The 23,957-nt window shown below is 68.6% G+C and carries 16 protein-coding genes; 14 read left to right on the forward strand and 2 right to left on the reverse strand.

Features of this window, described 5'->3' with window-relative positions; genetic code table 11:
• Position 1 precedes the first annotated feature (1 nt).
• The 8 genes from ABFX45_RS25590 (at position 2) to ndk (ending at position 12,738) form a co-directional block, all read left to right on the forward strand.
• On the forward strand, positions 2 to 700 hold the full coding sequence (locus ABFX45_RS25590; protein ID WP_170155262.1) for an ESX secretion-associated protein EspG: 699 nt from the start codon (positions 2 to 4) through the stop codon (positions 698 to 700).
• 39 nt (positions 701 to 739) lie between these two features.
• A complete protein-coding gene (locus tag ABFX45_RS25595) occupies positions 740 to 1,165 on the forward strand; it encodes a hypothetical protein (protein ID WP_346132424.1) in 426 nt (141 codons plus the stop codon).
• A gap of 51 nt (positions 1,166 to 1,216) precedes the next feature.
• Complete coding sequence (locus ABFX45_RS25600) at positions 1,217 to 2,725, forward strand: alkaline phosphatase D family protein (RefSeq protein WP_346132426.1); 1,509 nt, start codon at positions 1,217 to 1,219, stop codon at positions 2,723 to 2,725.
• A gap of 21 nt (positions 2,726 to 2,746) precedes the next feature.
• Positions 2,747 to 4,708 (forward strand): hypothetical protein, encoded by a 1,962-nt coding sequence (locus tag ABFX45_RS25605; RefSeq protein ID WP_346132428.1) that lies wholly within the window; start codon positions 2,747 to 2,749, stop codon positions 4,706 to 4,708.
• A gap of 94 nt (positions 4,709 to 4,802) precedes the next feature.
• Positions 4,803 to 10,202, forward strand: a complete 5,400-nt coding sequence (gene pulA, locus ABFX45_RS25610; RefSeq protein ID WP_346132430.1) for a pullulanase-type alpha-1,6-glucosidase — start codon at positions 4,803 to 4,805, stop codon at positions 10,200 to 10,202.
• Positions 10,203 to 10,250: 48 nt separating this feature from the next.
• Positions 10,251 to 10,733 carry a MarR family winged helix-turn-helix transcriptional regulator gene (locus ABFX45_RS25615; protein WP_211337667.1) on the forward strand — a complete coding sequence of 161 codons (483 nt, stop codon included), beginning with the start codon at positions 10,251 to 10,253 and terminating at the stop codon, positions 10,731 to 10,733.
• A gap of 40 nt (positions 10,734 to 10,773) precedes the next feature.
• Positions 10,774 to 12,219, forward strand: coding sequence for a DHA2 family efflux MFS transporter permease subunit (locus tag ABFX45_RS25620; protein ID WP_346132433.1), 1,446 nt, complete (start codon positions 10,774 to 10,776; stop codon positions 12,217 to 12,219).
• 108 nt (positions 12,220 to 12,327) lie between these two features.
• A complete protein-coding gene (gene ndk / locus ABFX45_RS25625) occupies positions 12,328 to 12,738 on the forward strand; it encodes a nucleoside-diphosphate kinase (RefSeq protein WP_030468130.1) in 411 nt (136 codons plus the stop codon).
• A 335-nt stretch (positions 12,739 to 13,073) separates the two neighbouring features.
• On the opposite strand, the gene ABFX45_RS25630 is transcribed toward ndk, so the two are convergent.
• Positions 13,074 to 13,784, reverse strand: a complete 711-nt coding sequence (locus ABFX45_RS25630) for a GNAT family N-acetyltransferase (RefSeq protein ID WP_346132435.1) — start codon at positions 13,782 to 13,784, stop codon at positions 13,074 to 13,076.
• On the opposite strand from ABFX45_RS25630, the gene ABFX45_RS25635 reads away from it, so the two are divergent.
• Genes ABFX45_RS25635 through ABFX45_RS25650 form a run of 4 tightly spaced genes read left to right on the forward strand, consistent with a single transcriptional unit; the run spans position 13,717 to position 18,259 of the window.
• Positions 13,717 to 14,631: an ABC transporter ATP-binding protein gene (locus ABFX45_RS25635; protein WP_233442241.1), complete on the forward strand. Its 915-nt coding sequence runs from the start codon at positions 13,717 to 13,719 to the stop codon at positions 14,629 to 14,631. The two genes, ABFX45_RS25630 and ABFX45_RS25635, sit on opposite strands and share 68 nt — an antisense overlap.
• Positions 14,631 to 15,404, forward strand: a complete 774-nt coding sequence (locus ABFX45_RS25640) for an ABC transporter permease (RefSeq protein ID WP_346132438.1) — start codon at positions 14,631 to 14,633, stop codon at positions 15,402 to 15,404. The genes ABFX45_RS25635 and ABFX45_RS25640 overlap by 1 nt, the downstream gene beginning before the upstream one ends.
• Before the next feature lies 1 nt (position 15,405).
• Positions 15,406 to 16,251 (forward strand): ABC transporter permease, encoded by an 846-nt coding sequence (locus ABFX45_RS25645; protein ID WP_109642831.1) that lies wholly within the window; start codon positions 15,406 to 15,408, stop codon positions 16,249 to 16,251.
• 43 nt (positions 16,252 to 16,294) lie between these two features.
• On the forward strand, positions 16,295 to 18,259 hold the full coding sequence (locus ABFX45_RS25650) for a TIGR03960 family B12-binding radical SAM protein (protein WP_346132441.1): 1,965 nt from the start codon (positions 16,295 to 16,297) through the stop codon (positions 18,257 to 18,259).
• Positions 18,260 to 18,338: 79 nt separating this feature from the next.
• On the opposite strand, the gene ABFX45_RS25655 is transcribed toward ABFX45_RS25650, so the two are convergent.
• Complete coding sequence (locus ABFX45_RS25655; protein ID WP_170155380.1) at positions 18,339 to 19,757, reverse strand: S8 family peptidase; 1,419 nt, start codon at positions 19,755 to 19,757, stop codon at positions 18,339 to 18,341.
• A gap of 205 nt (positions 19,758 to 19,962) precedes the next feature.
• On the opposite strand from ABFX45_RS25655, the gene ABFX45_RS25660 reads away from it, so the two are divergent.
• Entirely contained in the window at positions 19,963 to 20,688 is a 726-nt protein-coding gene (locus ABFX45_RS25660; RefSeq protein ID WP_109642826.1) for a TIGR03936 family radical SAM-associated protein, read from the forward strand.
• A gap of 214 nt (positions 20,689 to 20,902) precedes the next feature.
• Positions 20,903 to 23,908 carry a translation initiation factor IF-2 N-terminal domain-containing protein gene (locus ABFX45_RS25665; protein ID WP_346132444.1) on the forward strand — a complete coding sequence of 1,002 codons (3,006 nt, stop codon included), beginning with the start codon at positions 20,903 to 20,905 and terminating at the stop codon, positions 23,906 to 23,908.
• Positions 23,909 to 23,957 lie beyond the last annotated feature (49 nt).

Here is a 23,957-nt window from a genome sequence, read left to right on the forward strand (position 1 = left end):
CGTGCTGCGATCGTCCATCCAACTGTCAGACCTCGCGTTCGACGTGCTGTGGAAGCAGGAGAAGCTGGGGCAGTACCACCCGGCGCTGCACGTCGACTCGCCCGGTCAGACCGACGACGAGCGCGCGGTCATCGAGCGCGACGTCATCGGTGAGCTGCGCAGGGTCGGGTTGGACCACCCGGACATCCGGAGCACGCTGCACCTGATCGCCAAGGCGGACGCGGACTACTCGGCGTGGATCGCGGTCACGCCGAGCGAGACGCGGCCCGTGGTGGTGGCGGCGAACTCGCAGCACGGTGTGCTCGCCGTGCACGACAACGGCTACGTGCAGCTGCACCCGATCCGCCCGGAGAACGCTCCCGAGGTGCTCGCGATGCAGCTGCCGGACGTGCCGGCGGGCAAGGGTGCGTCGATCAACGTGCACGCTTCGGAGATCAACACGCACCAGCCGGGCAAGGCGTCGCCGTCGATCTCGTTGCGGCAACTGCTCGCCCAGCCCCGCAAGGGCACGGCGAAGCTCTACGCGGCACGGCGCGGCGCCGAGGGCAGGCAGCGCGCCAAGACGTTCCTCACCACGATCGACTTCGAGGACGGCCGCTGGCTCGTGGTCAAGTACACCGACCAGAACCACCAGACGTGGGTGCACGCCACGCCCGCGTCGCGGCAGATCATCACGGACTGGCTCAAGCGCCTGACCTGATTTACCGCTGTCTAACCGGACTGCACCAGCGTCGCGGCTGTGAGAAAGCCAATCGCCATCGCCGCCGCACTGGCCGCGACGCTGCTGTCCGTCGGTCTCGGCACCGCCAACGCTGCCGAGACCGTCCCCGGTTGTGCCTCTGCGAAGCAGATCGGCACCACGGGCCACCTCAAGTACAACGACAAGATCATCGCGTCGGTGAAGCAGTTCGCCGGCTGCGGCAAGAACTTCCCGTACACCTGGGTCTGGGACTCCTACGCCCAGAGCGACCGCTATCGCGTCTCGAACTGGATCGCGGTGATCGAGAACGGCGAGGAGTCGCCTGCCGGCGGTGGCCAGGCCAGCATGAAGCAGGAGCTCTGGGGCGCCGGAGCGGCCACGCTCGACAAGTGCACCCGCGCGGTCTCCAGCGTGACCACGCCGGACGGCAAGTACGTCTCCGGCTGGACGGACCTGCGCTGCTGAAGTTCACTTCCGGTTTCACCACCGGACAGAACCGGCGACTAGAAACCGCGCATGACCTTCGACCGTCGCACGTTGTTCAAGGCAGGCGCATTCGGCACGGCTGCGGCGCTGGTGCCCTCGGGCATCAGCCTCGCGACGACCGACCGCCCGGTTCTGACTCATGGTGTGCAGTCCGGTGACGTCACGTGGGACGGCGGCATCGTCTGGACCCGAGCGGACCGGCCCTCCCGGATGCTCGTCGAGGTGTCCAACGACGCGGACTTCCGCTTCTCCCGCCGCATCCGCGGTCCGCTGCTCACGCCGGAGACGGGCGGCACCGGGCAGGTCAGGGTCCGCCACCTGCTGCCCGGCCGCACCGCCCACTACCGCGTCACGGCGGAGGACCTGCACGGCCGCACCTGCAGCGAGCCCGTGACCGGCAGCTTCACCACCGCCCCGCTCGGCCGTGACGAGGTCCGCTTCGTGTGGTCGGGTGACGTCGCGGGCCAGGGCTGGGGCATCAACCCGGACATCGGCGGCATGCCGATCTTCAAGGCCATGGCCGACCGCCGCCCCGACTTCTTCATCCACAGCGGCGACAGCGTCTACTCCGACAACCCTCTCAAAGAGACGGTCACGCTCCCGGACGGCCGGATCTGGCGCAACGTGGTCACTCCCGAGAAGTCCAAAGTGGCCGAGACGCTCGACGAGTACCGCGGCCAGTTCGCCTACAACCTGCTCGACGACAACCTCAAGCGCTTCGCCGCCCAGGTGCCGATCTTCGCGCAGTGGGACGACCACGAGGTCACCAACAACTGGTACCCCGGCGAGATCCTCGACCTCCCGCAGTACACCGAGAAGCGCGTGGACGTGCTGGCACAGCGTGCTTTCCAGGCGTTCCACGAGTGGATGCCGATCGACCGGCACCGTGCCGTCGACGGACGCGTCCACCGGAAGTTCTCCTACGGCCGCAACGTCGAGATCTTCGTGCTCGACATGCGCACCTACAAGGACAAGAACACCTCGCCCAAGGACCAGCCGGGCGTGATCCTCGGTGCCAGGCAGGCCCAGTGGCTCGTCCGCGAGCTGTCCCGCAGCACCGCCACGTGGAAGATCATCGCGGCGGACCTGCCGATCGGCCTCACCGTCCCGGACGGCACCGACATCGAGGGCGTCGCGAACGGCCTGCCCGGCGCGCCCAACGGCCGCGAGCACGAGATCGCGTGGGTGTTGCGCGAACTCAAGAAGCGCCGCGTCAAGAACACCGTGTGGCTCACCGCGGACGTCCACTACACCGCTGCCCACCACTACTCGCCAGAACGCGCTGCCGTCGGCGACTTCGACCCGTTCTGGGAGTTCGTGTCCGGCCCGCTGCACTCCGGCGCGTTCGGCCCGAACAAGCTCGACCCGACGTTCGGGCCGGAGGCGGTGTTCGTGCACGCGCCGCCCGCCGCCAACACCACGCCGCTGGACGGGTTCCAGCACTTCGGTGAGGTCGAGGCGAACCAGCGCGAGCTCACGGTGTGGCTGCGTGATGCAACCGGAGCAGCGCTCTGGTCCAAAACGCTGAGGGCGGCCTGAAGATCACAATAGGGTCGGTGGGTGCCCATCTCGTTCGACACCACCGGCTTCCAGCAGCAGGACCAGAGCAACTGGTCGAACCCCGCCAACGGCGACCGGCTCAACCTGACCTACTACGACCTGGTCCCCGATCTGCCCGCCGGGCTGGACGACCTGCCCAAGCTGAGGCACGACCTGGCTGTGCTCCACGGCCAGGACGGCTGCCTCATCGAGGCGCACGTCGTCCAGCTCGCCGGCACACCGGCACTGCTGCGGATCATCAAGGTGCCGCTGCCGAACCGCCCGGCCGGGCAGGCGTTCCTGTGCTCGTTCACGGTGCCGAAGGCGACCTGCAGCGCGGTGCTGCAGCTCATCGCGGTGAAAGGTCCGGTCACCGGCATGCGCGAGGCGGTGCTCGCGCCCGAGGTCGGGTTCGAGCGCTGGGTCATGCCGCACCCGTACGCGCCGCAGCTGCAGGGCCGGTTGCCGTTCCACGCGGGCGACGACCCGCGGTTCGACAGCCGGTTCCCAGAGCACCCGCTCTCCCGCGCGCGGGCCTGGGCCCACCACGTCGTGCGCACAGGGCGGCTTGATCCGCAGTTCGCCGCACTGCCGCCGTTCCAGCCCAAGCCGCCCGCCCAGGACCTTCCGCCAGAGCTCGACGCGATCGTCAACGGTCGGCTGATCTCGGGAGTCTGCGGGATTCCCGTCGCGGGCCACATCGCGGTGCAGATCGGTGAGCGCACGACGTACTGGAAGCTGCTCGACGACGACCTGACCCGCAGGCTGGGCCGCGGCAACCTGGGCCGCTCACCGCTCGGCGAGGGCCGGTTCCGCGACACGATCATGATCGACGAGCGAACCGGCCACGCGCTGCTGATGGACAGGTTCATGACCGACGGGAAGTCCCTCGGCGTCCAGACCCGGCTGGAACCGGTCACCAGGGAGGAGGCCCTCGCGGCGGTCACCTTCGAGGCGCTCGTGGAGGCCTACCGCGGGCTCGGCCGGATGATCGAGATGGCGGACGGGCGCAGCGAGTACCTCACCGTCGAACCGATCGTGAACCAGGCCCACCTGGTCGCGCCGTACGCGATGCTGGGTCTGCAGCGCCACGAGGGCGAGGACATCGTGCTGGTCTCGTGCTCCCCGGCACCGTCGGAGAACACGCCGTTCCGTGGCAGGCCCGGCCTCAACGCGGTCATCTCGCCGGAGTCGATGAAGAGCATCGGTCAGATGGCGCTGCACGCGGTGATGGAATGGGGACCGCACCCGCTCGAGATGGCGATGACCTTCAACCGCTTCCCCGGCAGCATCGAGGCGCAGGGCACCCCGGAGAGCGTTCCCGACGACGTGCGCGCTCAGTTCACCGGGCCGTTGACCACCGCGGTGCCGGGCATCGCGATCGGCGGCCACATCGCGTTGCAGCAGGGGGAGCAGCGGACGTACTGGCGGCTGCCCGACGACCAGCTGCCCGGCCGGCTCGGCTTCGGCGTGCTGGCGCGCAACCACTCGCCCGGCCACCGGTTCCGCGACGTGGTGCTGATCGACCAGCAGAGCGGCGACGTGCTCGTGCCCGAGCGGTGGGGCGACGACGGCTCGACGCGCGGCAACAAGATCACGCTGGTCCGGGTGAGCGCCGAGGAGGCGATGGCGGCGGCCACCCCGGAGGCCTGCCTCGAGGCGTTCGGGCGGCTCAGCCGGAGCGTGTACGCGGCGGCGAAGCGCAGCGAGTGGATCTACGTCGAGAAGCTGGAGAACGAGCTGAAGCAGGACCCGTACGTGCTGCTGGCCGTGCAGGGCTTCTTCGACGACGACCCGGTGGCCGTCGCCTCCGCCTCACCGGCGCCGTCGGCGAACACACCGTTCAACGGCCTGCCCACGCTGGAAGGGCCGGCCGGGCCGGACACCGTCGGCGGGCTCGGGCCGCTCGCGCTGCAGGCGCTCGGCGACTGGGGCGTTCACCCGCTGCACGTGGTGCCGACCTACCACCGGCTGATGCACTGATCGCAAATATTTGCAGAGCCCGACGTATTGTTTCCCGCCGTTTGTCGTGGTTTCGTGCAGAAACTCTGCAAGAAGTTGCGACAAGGAGGTCGCGATGCGCCGGGTCGTCGCCGCGCTCGCTGCATTGGTTCTGCTACCTCTCACACCGGTCCAGGCCGTTGCTCAACCGAAGCAACGCCTGGCCGTGGGGGAGGTGGTGGACGTCGCGCCCGGTGTGCGCGACGGGGACGCGAGACTCGCGTTGCCACCGAAGCGCGACGATCTGCGGGGTGAGCGCTTCTACTTCGTGATGCCGGACCGGTTCGCGAACGGCGACCCGCGCAACGACCGCGGCAGGTCCACGAGCGCCGAGCACGGGTTCAACCCCGCCGACAAGGGCTTCTACCACGGTGGCGACCTCAAGGGCCTGCACCGGAAGCTCGACTACCTCGACGGCATGGGCATCACGGCGATCTGGATGACGCCGATGTTCCTCAACCGCTGGGTGCAGGGCGACAGCGCCGCCTACCACGGGTACTGGACCGTCGACTTCACCAAGCTGGACCCGCACTTCGGCACCACGCAGGAGATGCGCGAGCTGATCCGCGACGCGCACCGGCGTGGCATCAAGGTGTTCTTCGACATCGTCGCGAACCACACCGCCGACGTGATCAAGTACGCCGAGGGCAGGACCGCGTACGTCTCGACCGGCGCGCAGCCGTACCTGGACGCTTCCGGCAAGCCGTTCGACATCGCCGAGTACGCGGGCCGCAGGGACTTCCCGAAGCTCGACGCGAAGAAGTCCTTCCCGTACACGCCGGTGAAGGACGGGCCGGCGAAGATCCCGTTCTGGCTCAACGACTCCACGCTCTACCACAACCGCGGCGACTCGACGTTCTCCGGCGAGTCGAGCGAGCAGGGCGACTTCTCCGGCCTCGACGACCTCATGACCGAGCACCCGCGCGTGGTCAACGGCATGAAGGACATCTTCACCAGCTGGATCGACACGCTCGACATCGACGGTTACCGCGTCGACACGGTCAAGCACGTCAACCTCGAGTTCTGGCAGGCGCTCGCGCCGCACGTCAAGCAGTACGCGAACCGCAAGGGCAAGAAGGACTTCTTCGTGTTCGGCGAGGTCTTCGACTCCTCGCCGGAGAACACGTCGAAGTACACGACCACCGGCAAGATGCAGGCAACGCTGGACTTCCCGTTCCAGAGCAGCGCGGTGAGCTTCCTGTCCGGCAAGGGCTCCCAGCGGCTCGGCGAGGTGCTGCTCGACGACGACCGCTACACCGACGCCGACTCCAACGCCTCGTCGCTGCCGACGTTCCTCGGCAACCACGACATGGGCCGCATCGCGTGGATGATCCGCAACGACCGGCCCGGCATCTCCGACGCCGAGCTGCTGGAGCGGCTCAAGCTCGGCAACACGCTGATGTACCTGTGGCGCGGCAACCCGGTCGTCTACTACGGCGACGAGCAGGGCTTCGCGGGCACCGGTGGCGACAAGCTGGCGCGCCAGGACATGTTCGCCTCCAAGACGCCGGAGTACATGGCGGAGAAGCTGATCGGCTCCGACCGCACCGGCGCGCAGGACAACTACAACACCTCGCACCCGCTCTACCAGCAGCTCAAGGCGCTGGCCGCGCAGGTCGACCAGGACCCGGTGTGGCGCGACGGCAACCAGGTGCTGCGTTACGCCGACGCCGACGTGTTCGCGTTCAGCCGCATCCTCGGCCGCGAGCACCTCGTCGTCGCCAACGCCGGAACCCAGCCCGCCACGGTCACCATTCCCGTCAGCTCCACCGCCTTCGAGAACGCTCAGGTGCAGAACGGCCGCGTCACGGTGACCGTGCCCGCGCTGTCGTCGTTGGTGCTCAAGGGAACCAGCGACGTGGCCAAGACCAAGCCGTCGCCGGTTCTGGTCGCTCCGGCGGCAGGAACCGTGCTGGACAAGCGGGTCGAGCTCCGTGCGGACGGCATCAGCGCGCCCAACGCGGCCACCACGTTCGCCGCGCGCGTCGAGGGCACGTCCGACTGGACCGTGCTCGGCACCGACGACGCCGCCCCGTACCGGGTTTTCGCTGACCTGTCAGCACTTCCGGGCGCGGCCGCCGGCAAGCGCGTCGAGCTGCGCGTTGTCGCGAAGTCCGGCGAGATCGGTGCGGACGGCGCGTTCGTGTCGCTGGTGCCTGCTCCGCCGGTGCAGGATCCGGGTACGAAGAGCCCGGACTGGCTGGTCGTGCACTACCAGCGGGACAACTACGACGGCTGGGGCCTGCACGTCTGGGGTGACGTCGAGACGCCGACCGAGTGGAACGCACCGCTGCCGTTCGCGGGAGAGGACGCCTACGGGCGCTTCGCCTGGGTCAAGTTGAAGCCGGGCGCCAAGTCCGTCGGCATCATCGCGCACAAGGGCGACGAGAAGGACACCTCGGTCGACCGGTTCGCCGACCCGAGCGTCACGCCCGAGGTGTGGCTGAAGCAGGGACAGACCCCGGTGCACCCGTCCGAGCAGGCGGCCACCGGCAAGGCGGTCGTGCACTACGTCGGCGACGCCACCGGAGCCGTGGTGCGCGTGGCGGGACGGGCGGACGTGCCGTTCAGCGGCGGCATCGCCGAGCTGCCGCCGACCACCGACTTCTCGGTGGTGCGCGGGACGACCGTCGAGGCGTCCGGCAAGTTCACCAGCGGCCACGCGTGGGTCGCGAACGGCAAGGTGCACGCCACGAAGGCCGCCGCCGATAACCGGGCGGTGATCCACTACCACCGCGCCGACGGCGACTACACGGACTGGACGATGTACCACTGGACGGGTTCGCTGGAGCCGTCACCTGGCTGGAACCAGTCACGGGTGCCGGACGGGCGCGACCAGTTCGGCGTCTACTGGTCGGTGCCGCTCGCGCCGGGTGCGGCGGGACTGAGCTACATCATCCACCGCGGTGACACCAAGGATCCCGGGCCCGACCAGTTCCTCGACCTGGGGCAGAAGGGGAACGAGGTGTGGCAGTTGCAGGGCGACGAGACCTATCTGCTGCCTCCGAACGCGGGTCCCGCCGCCGATGACGATCTGACCAAGGCGAAGGCGATCTGGATCGCGAAGGACAAGGTCGTCTGGGACGTGCCGGTCGTCCAGTCCGACGGCTACCGGATCGAGTACGGCGACCGTGTGCTGCGACTGTCTCCCACGACCGAAGAGGTTCCGGCGCAGTTCCCGCATCTGAAGGGCAAGCCGGTGTTCGCGGTGCGCGGGTTCGCCGACGAGGCGTTGCGGGACAAGCTCTCCGCTGTCCACGTCGACGCGGGCGGCGCGATCCGGCACCGCACGAGCGTGCAGATCGCGGGCGTGCTCGACGACCGTTTCGCCACCGCGGCAACGAAGCTGACCTACGGGCCGACGTTCGACCACGACCGCGCGTCGATCCGGTTGTGGGCGCCGACGGCCAGGAACGTGAAGCTGCGGCTGTTCGACGAGCCCGCGGGTGAGCCCGAGAAGGTCGTGCAGCTCAAGCGCGACGACGCCTCGGGATCGTGGTCCGGCTCGGGCAACTGGAAGAACAAGTACTACCAGTTCGAGGTCACCAACTGGCAGCGCACGGTCGTGGTCACCGACCCGTACTCCGTCGCGCTGTCGGTGAACTCGACGCACTCGCAGTTCGCTGACCTCAAGGATGCCAAGACCATGCCAGGCGGGTGGTCGAAGGACGTCGCTCGTGGTATCGGCGGCGCGATCACCGAACTGCACGTGCGGGACTTCTCGATCAACGACCAGTCCGTCCCGGCGGCGGATCGCGGTACCTACAAGGCGTTCACGCATCGCGACTCCGTGGGCATGAAGCACCTCAAGACGTTGGCTGCCGCCGGCATGGACACCGTGCACCTGCTGCCGACGTTCGACATCGCGACGATCCCCGAGAAGCGCTCGGAGCAGGCCACGCCCGCGTGCGACCTGCCGTCGCTGCCCGCGGACTCCGACCAGCAGCAGGCCTGTGTCGGCGCGGTGGCGGGCAAGGACGGCTTCAACTGGGGCTACGACCCGTTCCACTACGACGTGCCGGAGGGCTCGTACGCCACGGCGGACGCGCAGAACGGCTGGGCACGGTCGAAGCAGTACCGCGAGATGGTGAAGTCGTTGCACGACAACGGCAACCGCGTGGTGGTGGACGTCGTCTACAACCACACGGCGGCGTTCGGCGACGCACCGACGTCCGTGCTCGACAAGGTCGTGCCCGGCTACTACCAGCGGCTCAACCTCGACGGCTCGGTCGCGAACTCCACGTGCTGCGCGAACACCGCGACCGAGAACGCGATGATGGGCAAGCTCGTCGTGGACTCCGTGGTGCGGTGGGCTCGCACGTACAAGGTCGACGGGTTCCGGTTCGACCTGATGGGCCACCACCCGAAGGCGAACATCCTCGCGGTGCGCGCCGCTCTCGACGCGCTGACCGTCGAACGGGACGGCGTGGACGGACGCAAGATCGGTGTCTACGGCGAGGGCTGGGACTTCGGTGAGGTCGCCGGCAACGCCCGTTTCGAGCAGGCGACGCAGGCGAACATGGCGAACACCGGCGTCGGCACGTTCAGCGACCGGCTCCGTGACGCGGTGCGCGGCGGTGGGCCGTTCGACGACGATCCGCGCGTGCAGGGCATCGGTTCGGGTCTGGCCGGTGACGTGAACTCCTCGCCCGCCAACGGTGACGTGGCCGCGCGGCTGGAGAACTACAGCGACCTGGTGAAGCTCGGCATGGCGGGCAACATGACGTCGTACCGGTTCCAGTCGACCGCCGGGCCGGTGGTCTCCGGGCGGGACGTGAAGTACAACGGCGCCGCGGCCGGGTACACCGGGCAGCCGCTGGAGGCGGTCACGTACGTCGACGCGCACGACAACGAGACGTTGTTCGACGCGTTGACCTACAAGCTGAAGCCTTCGACGTCCTCAGCGGATCGCGTGAAGATGCAGACGGTGGCGCTGGCACCGGCGCTGCTCGGGCAGGGACGGCCGTTCATGCACGCCGGCACCGAGTTCCTGCGCTCGAAGTCGTTGGACCGCAACAGCTACGACTCGGGCGACTGGTTCAACCCGTACGACCCGTCGTTGCGCGACAACGGTTTCGGCCGCGGGTTGCCGCCCAAGGCCGACAACGAGTCGAAGTGGCCGTACGCGAAACCGCTGCTGGTACGGCCGAAGCCCTCGTCGGCGGACATGAAGGCCTCACTGGACGCGACCCTGGAGCTGCTCCGGATCCGGCAGTCGTCGCCGCTGTTCTCACTCGGGTCGGCTGATCTGGTGCAGCAGAAGGTGTCGTTCTCGGCCGCGGAGTCCGGCGTGATCGTCATGCACGTCGACGACACGGTCGGGCCGGACGTGGACTCTGGCCGGCGCGGGCTGCTCGTGGTGATCAACCCGTACCCGACCGACAAGGCGGTCGCGCTGCCCGATGGTGACTGGAAGCCGCTGACCAGCGAAAAGCGGGCTGGTGCCGCGCGGTCGGTGGTTGTGCTGGAAAGGTAGTTCCGCCAACAAATAGTTGATGTTTAGATAATTTGGTACCTTCGTGTCATGGGCGCGAAGGGGTGTACCGACCTGATGATGCTGCTGCATCGGACGGGTCACGCACTGGAGACCGAGCTGACGGCGAGGCTCGCGGAGATCGGCTTGACTCCGCGAGCCCGCTGCGTGTTGTCCACCGCTCTGGACGCGGAGTGCACGCAGTCCGAGATCGCCGAGATCGTCAGCATCGACAAGACGACCATGGTCGTGACGCTCGACGCCCTCGAGTCAGCCGGTTACGCCGAGCGCAGGCCGTCCGCGACCGACCGCCGCGCGCGCGTCGTGGTCGTGACCGAGCTGGGTCGCGAGATCGTGGCGAAGGCCGACGACGTGTACCGGGAGGTCGTCACCAGCGTGCTGGACTCGCTGCCGGACGGCGAGCGAGAAGGCCTGGTCAACGGCCTGACTCGGCTGATGGAAGGCCGGCTGAGCACCGTCGTGCCGTGCGAGAAGCCGCCCCGCAAGCGTGCTCTGCGTCATGCCATTGGGTAATAGATAGTCCCGTACAAAACTATCTGCTACGGTTCCTCTTATGGATTCAGGGGGACCGAAGACAGACTCGCGCTGGTTGGCGCTGATCGTGCTGTGCGCAGGCATGCTGATGATCGTTCTCGACCAGACCATCGTGAACGTCGCGCTGCCCGCGATCGAAGAAGACCTCAAGTTCGGCCAGGCGGGTCTCGCCTGGGTCGTCAACGCGTACCTGATCGCCTACGGCGGTCTGCTCCTGCTCGCGGGCCGCCTCGGCGACCTGATCGGGCACAAGAAGGTGTTCCTGATCGGCCTCGGCGTCTTCACGGTCGCGTCGCTGCTGTGCGGCGTGTCCTTCAGTTCCGAGATGCTGATCGTCGCAAGGTTCGTGCAGGGGGCCGGCGGTGCGCTGGCCACGTCCGTGACGCTGGGCATGGTCGTCACGATGTTCCCGGAACCGGCCGAGCAGCGGCGCGCCATCGGTGTGTTCAGCTTCGTCGCGGCGGCGGGCGCGTCCATCGGCCTGTTGCTCGGCGGCGTGCTCACGGACGCCATGTCGTGGCACTGGATCTTCTTCGTGAACATCCCGATCGGCATCATCGCGGCTGTCGCAGCCGTTCGCCTGGTGCCCGACTCCGTGGGGCTGGGTCTGCGCGAGGGTGCCGACGTGCTGGGCGCGTTGCTGATCGTCGCCGCGGTGATGCTCGGCGTGTACACGATCGTCAAGGCGGAGCACTACGGCTTCGGCTCGCTCCACACGTTGGGCCTTGGTTTCGTGGCGCTGGCCCTGCTGGTCGGGTTCGTGCTGCGGCAACGGACCGCGTCGAAGCCGTTGCTGCCGCTGCGGGTGTTCCGCTCGAGGAACGTGACGGGCGCGAATCTGGTGCAGATCGCCATGGTCGCCGGCATGTTCGGGGTGTTCTTCCTCGGCACGCTGTACATGCAGCTGGTGCTCTCGTACTCGCCGTTGCAGATCGGCCTGGCGTTCATGCCGGTCGCCGGCGCGATCGCGGTGTTCTCGGTGTCGCTGTCTGCACGCCTGAACACCCGCTTCGGCGAGCGGAGCATGTTGATCGTCGGCCTGACGTTCATGCTGGTGGGCATGCTGGTGTTCACGCAGGTGCCGGTCGGCGGCTCCTACTTCACCGACATCCTGCCCGCGGTGGCGCCGCTGGGCATCGGCCTGGGCCTGTCGTTCCCGGCGCTGATGACGCTGGCCATGTCCGGCGCGGCGCACGACGAAGCCGGCCTCGCATCTGGGCTGGTGAACACGACCGCGCAGGTTGGTGGCGCGTTGGGGCTGGCGGTTCTCGCCACGACCTCGACGTCCTACACCTCAGGGCTGCTGGCGTCTGGGGTGGACCGGCTGGAGGCGCTGACCTCGGGCTTCCACCTGGCGTTCTGGATCAGCGCGGGGCTGGTCGCGGTGGCTCTGGCGCTGGCGGTCTTCGTGCTCCGGCAGGTCTCGGTAGCCCGCGACGACGCGCAGCCGGTGCTCGTGCACTAGTGGTCCGTCGCTCCACAGGACTCACGCTGCGCACTGTGGCGGCTGTGGCGTTCGCTACCCTGTCGGCACATCCCGTACCTGTTTTCCGTTTCGAGGAGTCGTACCGTCGTGTCCGAGCGCACCCTGGTTCTGGTCAAGCCCGATGGCGTCGAGCGTGGTCTCGTTGGCGAGGTGATCGCCCGCATCGAGCGCAAGGGCCTCAAGCTCGCCGCGCTGGAGCTGCGGACGGCTGACCGCGCCACCGCCGAGCAGCACTACGCGGAGCACGACGGCAAGCCCTTCTACAACGACCTGGTCGACTTCATCACCGGTGGGCCGCTGGTCGCGCTGGTCGTGGAGGGTGTTCGGGCGATCCCGGCGTTCCGTCAGCTGGCTGGTGGGACCGACCCGGTGGAGAAGGCGACGCCTGGGACGATCCGTGGGGACTTCGGGCTGGAGGTTCAGTACAACCTCGTGCACGGGTCGGACTCGGCTGAGTCGGCTGAGCGTGAGATCAAGATCTGGTTCCCCAACCTCTGAGGTGTAGGGATTTGTAGGGGTTCCTGATTCAGGGGGACGCTTGCGGGGAGTGTGCGAGTGCGCGCTCTGTCCGTAGGTCGTCCCCCTGTCTCGTTGGCGGGTTCCTGTTTTGCGTGGGTTTTCCTGCGGCTCTGCCCCAGACCCGCCAATCTGATCAAAGACCCGCCAGCGCCGCGCGCGGGTAGATGGCACGCCTGTTGCGTTGGGCGGCTTGCGGTTGCGTAGGTGGTTGCGTTTGCGTGGGGCACGACTCGTGACGGGACCCACCCCACGGCGGCCCGCGTTGCTAAAGGCAGCTCGGCTTCGCCATCGCGAGAGGTTTGTGTGTGCGGGGGTCAGCTCCTTCGTGGGCTTGAGCCCAGGCCGCCTGCCTTGGCTCCGTTGAGGACTGTGCCCGCCGGGTAGCCGAGCGGCAGGTACATCCACACGTCGTCCCAGCGCTCGTTGCCCACAGCGATCGCGTTCGGCATCCGGCCGCACTCGCGGAATCCGAGGCTCTCGTACAGCTCGATCGCCCCGTGGTTGTTGCCGCGCGTGCCGAGCATGACGATTTCGATGCCGTTCTCGCGTGCGTGCTCCACCAGGCCCTGCACGACCCGCTTGCCCAGGCCGAGCCCGCGCGCCGCTGGGTGGGCCATGATCTGTTGGATCTCGGCTCGGTGCTGGAACACGGCGGTGGAGCCGCGCCGCCACAGGCCCACTGCTTGGACGACGCCGTCCACCACAGCGGTGGCAAAGGCCGCGTTGCCGTCGCGGACCTGTTTCAGGATGTCGTCCAGCCACTGCGAGATGCGTTCGAAGGTTGGTGGCTCGTGGTAGCCGACTGCGCCGCCGGCTGCCACTACGTCGTGCACCACTGTGTGGATCTCGGCTCGGCGCTGGTCGTCGGCCTCGGTCAGCCACCGCAGTTCGATCTCGGGCATGGGGCGATCGTAATTGCGTCGAAAATTGTCAGACCTGTTCGTTAACGTCGGTCGGGTGGAGAACCTCGTTGAGGCCAAGGCGCTGACCAAGCACTTCGGGACGTTTGAAGCCGTGCGTGGCATCGACGTCGAGGTGCGCAAGGGGGAGGCCTTCGGGTTCTTGGGACCCAACGGGGCTGGGAAGTCGTCGACCATGCGGATGATCTCGTGCGTGTCCGGGCGCACGGGTGGGGATCTGAAGGTGCTTGGAATGGATCCGGACCGGGACGGGCCCCGGATCCGGGCGCGGATCGGGGTTGTGCCGCAGCTCGACAACTTGGATCTGGAGCTGACGGTCCGGCAGAACCTCCAGGTTTATGGAAGGTACTTCGGGATGTCGCGGCAGAAGTGTCGCGAGAAGGCTGTGGAGCTGCTGGAGTTCGCTCAGCTCGCGGATCGGGCGGACCAGGAGGTCGAGCCGCTCAGCGGTGGGATGAAGCGGCGGCTGACCATTGCGCGGTCGCTGGTCAACGATCCGGAGTTGCTGTTGCTCGACGAGCCGACCACCGGGTTGGACCCGCAGGCCCGGCATCTGTTGTGGGACAGGCTGTTCCGGCTCAAGCAGGACGGCGTCACGCTCATCATCACCACGCACTACATGGACGAGGCCGAGCAGCTCTGCGACCGGCTCGTGGTGATGGACGGTGGGCGGATCGCGGCGGAAGGGGCGCCCAGCGAGCTCATCAACCGGTACTCCACGAAGGAAGTGTTGGAGCTGCGGTTCCAGCCCGGGGCGGAGAAGCCGGATCTGGAGAGGTTCGCCGAGCGGGTCGAGGTGCTGCCGGATCGGCTGTTGCTCTACACGCAGGACGGTGAGCACACGCTCGCCAAGGTGCACGAGCACGGGGTGCAGCCCATTCAGAGCCTGGTGCGGCGCAGTTCGCTGGAGGACGTGTTCCTGCGGCTCACCGGCAGGACGTTGGTGGACTGATGCAGACACTCAGGGCGTCCTGGTTCGGCTTCGAGAAGCACTGGCTGTGGTACCGGCGCAACTGGCGGGCCACGGCGGTGTCGAGTTTTCTGTCGCCGCTGTTGTTCTTGTTGGCGCTGGGGCTCGGGTTCGGGTCGCAGGTGCAGTCCACGGCGTTGATCGGTGGCGTGCAGTACCTGCAGTACCTCGCGCCTGCGCTGGTCGTCATCACGGCGGTGCAGGGCGCCACGTTCGAGTCGACCTACGCGATCATGTCGTCGTTCCTGTGGCAGAAAACGTACATCGGCATGGTGGCCACGCCGATCACGCCGGCGCAGGTGTTGTACGGGCAGGTGCTGTGGATCGGGTCGCAGCTGTTCGCGCGCTCGGTGGTGTTCGTGGTCATCGCGGCGGTGCTCGGTGCGGCTGCCAGTCCCGCCATCCTGTGGTCCGTGCTGTTCGCGACGCTTGCGGGGTTGGCGTTCAGCTGCCCGTTGATCGCCTACAGCGCGACGCTGGACAAGCCTGACAGCTTCAACACGATCTTCCGGTTCGTGCTCATGCCGATGACGCTCTTCACCGGGGCGTTCTTCCCGGTCAGCCAGCTGCCCGACTGGCTGCTGCCGCTGGTGTGGCTCACCCCCGCCTGGCACGGCATCGAGCTCGCGAGGGGTACGACCTTCGGCACGCTCGGCTTCCTGTCCGGGCTCGGCCACACCGTCTACCTGGCGGTTCTGGTCGCGGTGGGCGTGGTTCTCGCCGCTCGTTCCTTCCGACGCAGGCTGGCGGTGTGACATGACCCAGACCCTCGACCCCGCGCACAAGACGGCGCCCGCGAGCGTCGGCCTGTTGTGGCGGGTCATCCCGCCCGGCCTCTACGGCGGTAAGGCCAGCACGCTCGTGGAACGGTCGGCGTTGGTGAACCGGCGGGCGTGGTTCGTGCTCATCGGCGGGGCGTTCGAGCCCGTGCTGTTCCTGTGGTCGCTGGGGCTCGGCTTCGGCCAGTTCGTGTCCTCGGTGGCAGGGCCCGACGGGCGGCCGGTCAGCTACGCGGCGTTCGTGGCGCCCGCACTGCTGGCGGCGTCGGCGATGAACGGTGCGGTGTACGACGCGACGTTCAACGTGTTCTTCAAGTTCAAGTACGCCAAGTTGTACGACGCGATGCTGGCCACGCCGATGGGGCCGCTGGACATCGCGATGGGCGAGATCACCTGGGCGCTGCTGCGGGGTGGCCTGTACTCGGCAGGCTTCCTCGGCGTGATGCTCGGCATGGGGCTGGTCGCCTCGCCGTGGGCGCTGCTGGTTCTGCCGGCGGCGTTGCTGGTCGCGTTCGCGTTCGCCGCGGTGGGCATGGCGGCGACGACGTTCATGCGCTCGTGGCAGGACTTCGACCTGGTGCAGCTGGCGGTGCTGCCGATGTTCCTGTTCTCCACGACGTTCTTCCCGCTGTCGGTCTACCCGGGCTGGCTGCAGACCGTGGTGACGTGGACGCCGCTCTACCACGCCATCGAGCTGACGCGCGGGCTCACGCTCGGCGTCGTCGGCTGGGGGATGCTCGGCCACGTCGCCTATTTCGTGGTGCTGGCGGCGGCGGGAACGGTGGTGGCGGCGAGGCGCCTGGGGAAGTTGTTGCTGGACTGACCGCGATTCGGCCTCACTGCGGGAAGGCCGTTACTCTGGTCGCGTGAGTGTCGAGTCTGTTTTCCCCAGGTTGGAGCCTCTGCTGCCGCGGATCTCCAAGCCGGTGCAGTACGTCGGCGGGGAGCTCAACGCGACCGTCAAGGACTGGGACGCGGCGTCCGTGCGCTGGGCGTTGATGTACCCCGACGCGTACGAGGTGGGGCTGCCCAACCAGGGCGTCATGATCCTCTACGAAATCCTCAACGAGCTGCCTGACGTGCTCGCCGAGCGCACCTACGCCGTGTGGCCGGACCTCGAGAAGCTCATGCGTGAGCACGGGGTTCCGCAGTTCACGGTGGACGCGCACCGGCCGGTCAAGGCGTTCGACCTGATGGGCATCAGCTTCGCGACGGAGCTGGGCTACACGAACATGCTCACGGCGCTGGACCTCGCGGGCATCCCGATCCACGCGGCCGACCGCACCGAGGACGACCCGATCGTGGTCGCCGGCGGGCACGCGGCGTTCAACCCCGAGCCGATCGCGGACTTCGTCGACGCGGCGGTGCTCGGCGACGGCGAGGAAGCCGTCCTCGAGATCACCGAGATCGTGAAGACCTGGAAGGCCGAGGGCCGCCCCGGCGGCCGCGACGAGGTGCTGACCAGGCTCGCCGAGACCGGTGGCGTGTACATCCCGCGCTTCTACGACGTGGAGTACCTGCCGGACGGCCGCATCCAGCGCGTCGTGCCGAACCGCGACCGCGTGCCGTACCGCGTGTTCAAGCGGACCACGATGGACCTCGACGCGTGGCCGTACCCGAAGCAGCCGCTGGTCCCGCTCGCCGAGAGCGTGCACGAGCGGATGAGCGTCGAGATCTTCCGCGGCTGCACCCGCGGCTGCCGCTTCTGCCAGGCGGGCATGATCACCCGCCCGGTGCGCGAGCGGTCCATCGAGGGCATCGGCGCCATGGTCCAGCGGGGACTGGAGGCGACCGGCTTCGAAGAGGTCGGCCTGCTGTCCCTGTCCAGCGCGGACCACAGCGAGATCGCCGAGATCACCAAGGGCCTCGCGGACCGCTACGAGGGCACCAACACGGGCCTGAGCCTGCCGAGCACGCGCGTCGACGCGTTCAACGTGGACCTCGCGAACGAGCTGTCCCGCAACGGAAGGCGCTCGGGCCTGACCTTCGCGCCCGAGGGCGGCAGCGAGCGGATGCGCCGCGTCATCAACAAGATGGTGTCCGAAGAGGATCTCATCAGGACGGTCTCCGCCGCGTTCGCGAACGGCTGGCGCCAGGTCAAGCTGTACTTCATGTGCGGCCTCCCGACCGAGGAGGACGAGGACGTCCTGCAGATCGCGGAGATGGCCAAGAACGTCATCCGCGCCGGCCGCCAGGCCAGCGGCCGCAACGACATCCGCTGCACCATCTCGATCGGCGGGTTCGTGCCCAAGCCGCACACGCCGTTCCAGTGGGCCGCGCAGTGCGACCCGGACACGGTCGACGACCGGCTGAAGAAGCTCCGCGACGCGGTCAACTCCGACCGCAGCCTCGGCCGCAACATCGGCATGCGCTACCACGACGGCAAGCCCAGCCTCATCGAAGGCCTGCTCAGCCGTGGTGACCGCCGCATCGGCAAGGTCATCGAGGCCGTGTGGCGCGACGGCGGCCGGTTCGACGGCTGGACCGAGCACTTCTCCTACGACCGCTGGACCACCAAGGCCGCGGAAGCCCTGGAGCCGCTCGGCGTCGACCTCGCCTGGTTCACCAGCCGCGAGCGCGAGGAGCTGGAGGTCCTGCCCTGGGACCACCTCGACTCGGGCCTCGACAAGGAATGGCTCTGGGCCGACTGGCAGGACGCGCTGGACGAGCGCGAGCAGGACGACTGCCGCTGGACCCCGTGCTTCGACTGCGGTGTGTGCCCGGCGATGGGCACGGACATCGAGGTGGGCCCGACGGGCCGCAAGCTGCTGCCGATCTCACCGGTCGGTGTCGGCTCGCCGGTGAAGAACCCGGCACTGACCTCGGGGTGATCGACGCCGCTCTGATGGACGAGGTGGTCGGCCTCCTCCAGTCCGGACGGGACTGGAGGAGGCCGACCTCGTCACAACGTCACTTGGTGACGGCGGCGAGCGCGTCCACGAGCCCGTGGCCGTAGAAGGAGTTGTACTCCGAGTAGCCCGTGCAGAACGCGTCCTGCACACCGATCCCGTTGAGGTCGTAGTCCGCAGGACACGCCAACGTCTCGGCCTGCGCGTTCAACATCCGCCCCAGCGAGACCGCGTCCGTCTCGGGATGCGTCGACGCGATCAACGCCGCCACCCCGGCCGCGTGCGGGGTCGCCATCGACGTTCCGCACGAGTAGTCGTAACCGGACGGCACGGTCGAGAGCACACATCCCGAAGGCGCCCGCGTGTCTCCGCCGGGCGCGGTGACGTCGATCGCGCCCAGCCCGTAGGAGCTGTACCCGGCCTTGGTCTTGGTCGACTCGACCGCCGACACGCCGACCACGTTCTTGAGCTGCGCGGGCAACACCACGCACGTCGAGTCGACGGTGCGCGTCTGCGCGTCCCCGTTCGTCGGCGAGGACGAGTCGCGACCAGGCCGCGACAGGTCCGCCGCGTTGTTGCCCGCCGCGGCGACCGTCAGCACGTTGCGAGAGGTGGCGTAGTCGACGGCGCGACGCACGGCCTCGTAGATGACGCGCTGACCGGGCTCGCTCTGGCACGTGAACAGGTACGGGTCGATGAAGTAGCTGTTGTTGGTGATGGTCATGCCCTGTGCCGCGGCCCACATGAAGCCGCACACCGCGTACTCGGGGTAGATGAACCCGTCGTCGTCGACGACCTTCACCGACGCGATGCGCACGCCCGGCGCGACGCCCGTGGTGCCGCGACCGTCGTCAGCGGCGGCGATGGTGCCCGCGACGTGGGTGCCGTGCGCGGAGGTCGTCGGAGCCCACGCTGAAGGGGACGTATCGGGCTTACCGGTCAAACACCCCGCCGACAGCTCCGGCGCCAGCGCCTGGGCCAGGTCGGGGTGGCGCGGGTCGACGCCGGAGTCCAGCACGCCGACCACCACGGACTTGGAACCGCGGGAGATCGCGTGGGCCGCCGGGGCCTTGATGAGATCCATGTCCCACTGTTCGCCCGAGCGCAGTCCCGACGGGCGGAACAGTTCCGTGTCGTCCTTCTTGCGCTTCGCCGAGCGCTTGGCGATGCTCTCGGCCTGGGCGCTGTACGCGCGCTGCGGGCCGATCAGCTTGAGGAAGCTCGGGTCCGGGGACGTGGCCACCGCGACCCCGATCTCCGGGTAGTAGACGGTCGTGGTGCCGCAGGCCTCCGTGATCTCCGCGTTGGCCGCCTCAGCGGTTGTGAACTGCGAGAACACCACGAGATAGCGCAGGTTCGGGCCCGGCTGGATGCACGAGTTGACGTCCGGCTCCGCGATCGCGGGCAGGGACGCCGCCATGCATCCGGCCGCGAGCAGCGCGGTCATCGCCGCCGCCCGTGCGCGGTGGAGCAGAGGCACCAGGGACCTCCAGGTTGGCAAGGCGTCCAGTCAGCCGGACCGTAGCCACGCGCAACGATCTAGACAAGCTGAACGTTCTGAATCGCGTTCACGGTACCGTCCTACCGGACGAACAGCCTGCGCCGATGGGACCGCTCACCCGTCGGTACACCACCTGGGAGCACCACTGAGCCGCAACCAGCCCAACAACCCGTCGGCCGCAGCCGTGCAGAAACTGCGCCTCCGCTACACCAAGCGGGGGAGGTTGCGTTTCACTTCGCACCGCGACATCGCTCGTACGTTCGAGCGTGCGTTGCGCAGGGCTGGAGTACCCATGGCGTATTCGCAGGGCTTCAGCCCTCACCCGAAGGTGTCGTGGGTCGGTGCCGCACCGACCGGCGTCGCCAGCGAGGCGGAGTACGTCGAGGTGTCGGTGGTCGAACGGGTCGACCCGGAAGCGCTGAAGCTCGCTCTCGACCAGGCGTTGCCGCCCGGCATCGACGTGGTCGACATCGTGCAGGCGCACGGTGGCAACCTCACCGAGCGAATCGACGCGAGCGAGTGGCGGATCGAGCTCGACGGGGTGGAGCCCGCGGAGCTCGCGGAGGCGGTGAGCGTCTTCCTCTCCCAGGAGCGGGTGGAGGTCGAGCGTCTCACCAAGGACGGCAAAAGGATCATCGACGTGCGGCCGGCCGTCGTGTCCGCACTGGTGGAGCCACGTTCGAGCGACGCCGGACACGATGAGGCCGGATTGTCACAACCGTGTGGGATACTCATGACGGTCGTCCGGCAGGTAACGCCTACCGTGCGGCCCGACGACGTGCTGAATGCGCTTCGTGTCGTCGCCGGCCTCGTGCCGCCGGTACCTGCGAGAGCAACCCGGATGGCGCAGGGACGGCTCGACGACGAAGGCCGGCTGGTGGACCCGCTCCAACAGGACAGAGAGTCCTGACGCAGGAGCGCTGGAACGTTCAGCCGCAACGCATCAGGAGGAGCGGCGCTGACAGCAGCGTCGTCGTGGGACCTGCGCAAGCGTGCGCCCAGTGAGGCGCCACGCCGCTGCGCGCGAGGCAAGGATTCCCGCCGCGAGCAGCGGTGGAGAGAGACAAGAGAGGCCCCTGCGCGGCCGCGTCCTCACGGGACGCGCCCGGGGGTGGAGGAGCTGCATGTCGAACAAGGACAAGCCTGCCGGCGCAACCGGCGGGCAGGGTGTGGTATCCGCACGCCCTGAACTGGCGGATCTGCCGGACAAGCTGCGGGTGCACGCACTGGCGAAGCTGCTGGACGTCAGCAGCAAGGACGTGATGACGGCGCTGGCCGACCTCGGTGAGGTCGCTCGCAGCGCGCAGTCAAGCGTGAGCCGGGACGTCGCGCTGAAGGTCGCCGAGACGCTGCTGGACTGGGACGACGTCGTCACCGGTGAGGTCACCGAGGACTACGAGGCCCCGGCGGTCCCCGCGTTCGAGGCACCGGCGCTGGCGCCGATCTTCGCGGCCCCGAGCGCGGTGTTCCTGCCGCCGCAGCCGATCGAACGGCCCAAGGCGCAGGCCTCGCCGTTCGTCGTCGAGGAGCCCGTCGCCGAGGACGAGAAGTCGATCGGCGAGATCGCCGCGGACGAGCTCGACGCCGCCGAGGCGGAGGCCGAGGCCGAGGGTGACGACGAGGGCGAAAGCCGTCGCCGCCGTCGCCGCGGCCGTCGTGGCCGCGGCCGCGGCAAGGGTGCCGATGGCGAACAGGGCGGCGAGGAGACCGAGGAGGGCCAGGCCGAGGAGGCCGAGTCCACCTCGGAGGCCGACGCCGCGGACGAGGCGGAGGACGAGGCCGACGAGGGCTCGACCCGCCGTCGCCGCCGTCGCCGTCGCCGCAAGACCGGCGCGGACGACGAGGTGACCTCCGAGGACGACCCGCCGAACACGGTGGTGCACGTCCGCGAGTCCCGCGACGCGCGTGACGACAAGGCCGACTCCGAGGCCGCGCAGAGCGAGGTCCGCAGCATCCGCGGCTCGACGCGTCTGGAGGCCAAGCGCCAGCGCCGTCGTGACGGTCGCGAGGCCGGCCGCCGCCGTGCCCCGGTGCTCACCGAGGCCGAGTTCCTGGCCCGCCGCGAGGCCGTGGCTCGCACGATGGTCGTCCGCGAGCGCGGCGACCGCACCCAGATCGGTGTGCTCGAGGACGGCGTGCTGGTCGAGCACTTCGTCACGTCGTCGGGCAGCGGCTCGATCGTGGGCAACGTCTACCTCGGCCGCGTGCAGAACGTGCTGCCGAGCATGGAGGCCGCGTTCATCGACATCGGCCGCGGCCGCAACGCCGTGCTCTACGCCGGTGAGGTCGACTGGGACGCCGCAGGTCTCGAGGGCAAGTCCCGCAAGATCGAGCAGGCGCTCTCCAGCGGCGACAGCGTGCTCGTCCAGGTCACCAAGGACCCGGTCGGCCACAAGGGCGCCCGCCTGACCACCCAGATCAGCCTGCCCGGCCGCTTCCTGGTCTACGTGCCGGGCGGCGGTGCCACCGGCATCAGCCGCAAGCTGCCGGACAACGAGCGCAAGCGCCTCAAGGACATCCTCAAGCGGGTCGTCCCCGAGGACGCCGGCGTGATCATCCGCACCGCCTCGGAGGGCATCTCCGAGGAGGAGCTGGCGCGCGACGTCACCCGTCTGCAGGCCCAGTGGAAGGTCATCAAGGAGAAGTCCGAGAGCACCTCCACCAAGGCCCCGACGCTGCTCTACGAAGAGCCGGACCTGCTGGTGAAGGTCGTCCGCGACCTGTTCACCGAGGACTTCGCCCAGCTCGTCGTCCAGGGCGACGAGGCGTGGGAGGTGATCGACGGCTACGTCCGCCACGTGGCACCCGACCTGCAGGACCGCCTGAAGAAGCACGTCGGCAACAACGACGCGTTCGTCGAGTACCGCATCGACGAGCAGCTGATGAAGGCGCTGGACCGCAAGGTCTGGCTGCCGTCGGGTGGCTACCTGATCATCGACCGCACCGAGGCGATGACGGTCATCGACGTCAACACCGGCAAGTTCACCGGATCGGGCGGAAACCTCGAGGAGACCGTCACCAGGAACAACCTGGAGTCGGCCGAGGAGATCGTCCGCCAGCTCCGGCTGCGCGACATCGGCGGCATCATCGTCATCGACTTCATCGACATGGTCCTGGAGTCGAACCGCGACCTGGTGCTGCGCCGCCTGACCGAGTGCCTCGGCCGCGACCGCACGCGTCACCAGGTCGCCGAGGTCACCTCGCTCGGCCTGGTGCAGATGACCCGCAAGCGGGTCGGCACCGGCCTGCTCGAGGCGTTCAGCCAGACGTGTGAGCACTGCCGCGGCCGTGGCGTCGTCGTGTCCACCGAGCCCGTGCACTCGCACGGCGGTGGCAACGGTGGCGGCCAGCAGCAGCCGCAGGGCGGTGGCCGCAAGTCGCGCCGCAACAAGGGTGGATCGGAGCAGGCAGCCGAGGTCGTCGAGGCCTCCGAGGCTCCTGCCGACGTCGAGCCCGAGGTTGTCGAGGTCGTGGAACCGGGTGAGCCCGAGGACACCACCGAGTCCGTGGTCGCCGCTGACCAGGAGCACGAGGGTCACGGTGGCCGTCGCCGCCGTCGCCGTCGCCGCGACAAGGAGCAGCAGGCCGTCGTCGACGCGGTCGTGGTCGAGGAGCAGGCGCTCAACGGTCACGTGCCGCACGAGGTCGCCGAGGACCCGCAGCCGATCGAGACCGAGCCCGTCGTCGTCGAAGAGCCCTCGGCGGAGGAGCCTGCCGCCGAGGTCGCTCCGGAGGAGATCCCTGAAGAGATCACCGAGGCGGCGCCGGAGCTCGTCCAGCCGGTGACGGTGGCCGAAGAGGTCGCCCAGGAGGCTGCCGCAGTCGCGGAGGAAGCCGCTGAGGTGGCCGAGATCGCCGCTGAGGCCGTCGCCGCCGCGGAGGCACCCGCTGTGGCGGAGGAGCCCCCTGCGCCCGTTGCAGAGGCTCCGGTGGCCGCTCCTGGTGTCCGTTCGCGCCGTCGTGCGGCCAAGCGCCCTGCGGGTGCGCCGGCCGTGAAGGACGCTCCCGCCCCGATCGTCGTCGAGGTGCCGAAGCAGCCCGAGGTCCAGCTGCCCGCACCGGTGGTCACCACCACCCGCAGGCGCCGCGCCGTGTCGCGGCCCGCGGGACCGCCGGTCCAGGAGGACTGACGCGAGAAGTGAGACCGGGGTCGTTCCTTCAGGGGCGGCCCCGGTTTTG

This window comes from Lentzea roselyniae, assembly GCF_039537795.1.
Taxonomy (GTDB): Bacteria; Actinomycetota; Actinomycetes; order Mycobacteriales; family Pseudonocardiaceae; genus Lentzea; species Lentzea atacamensis.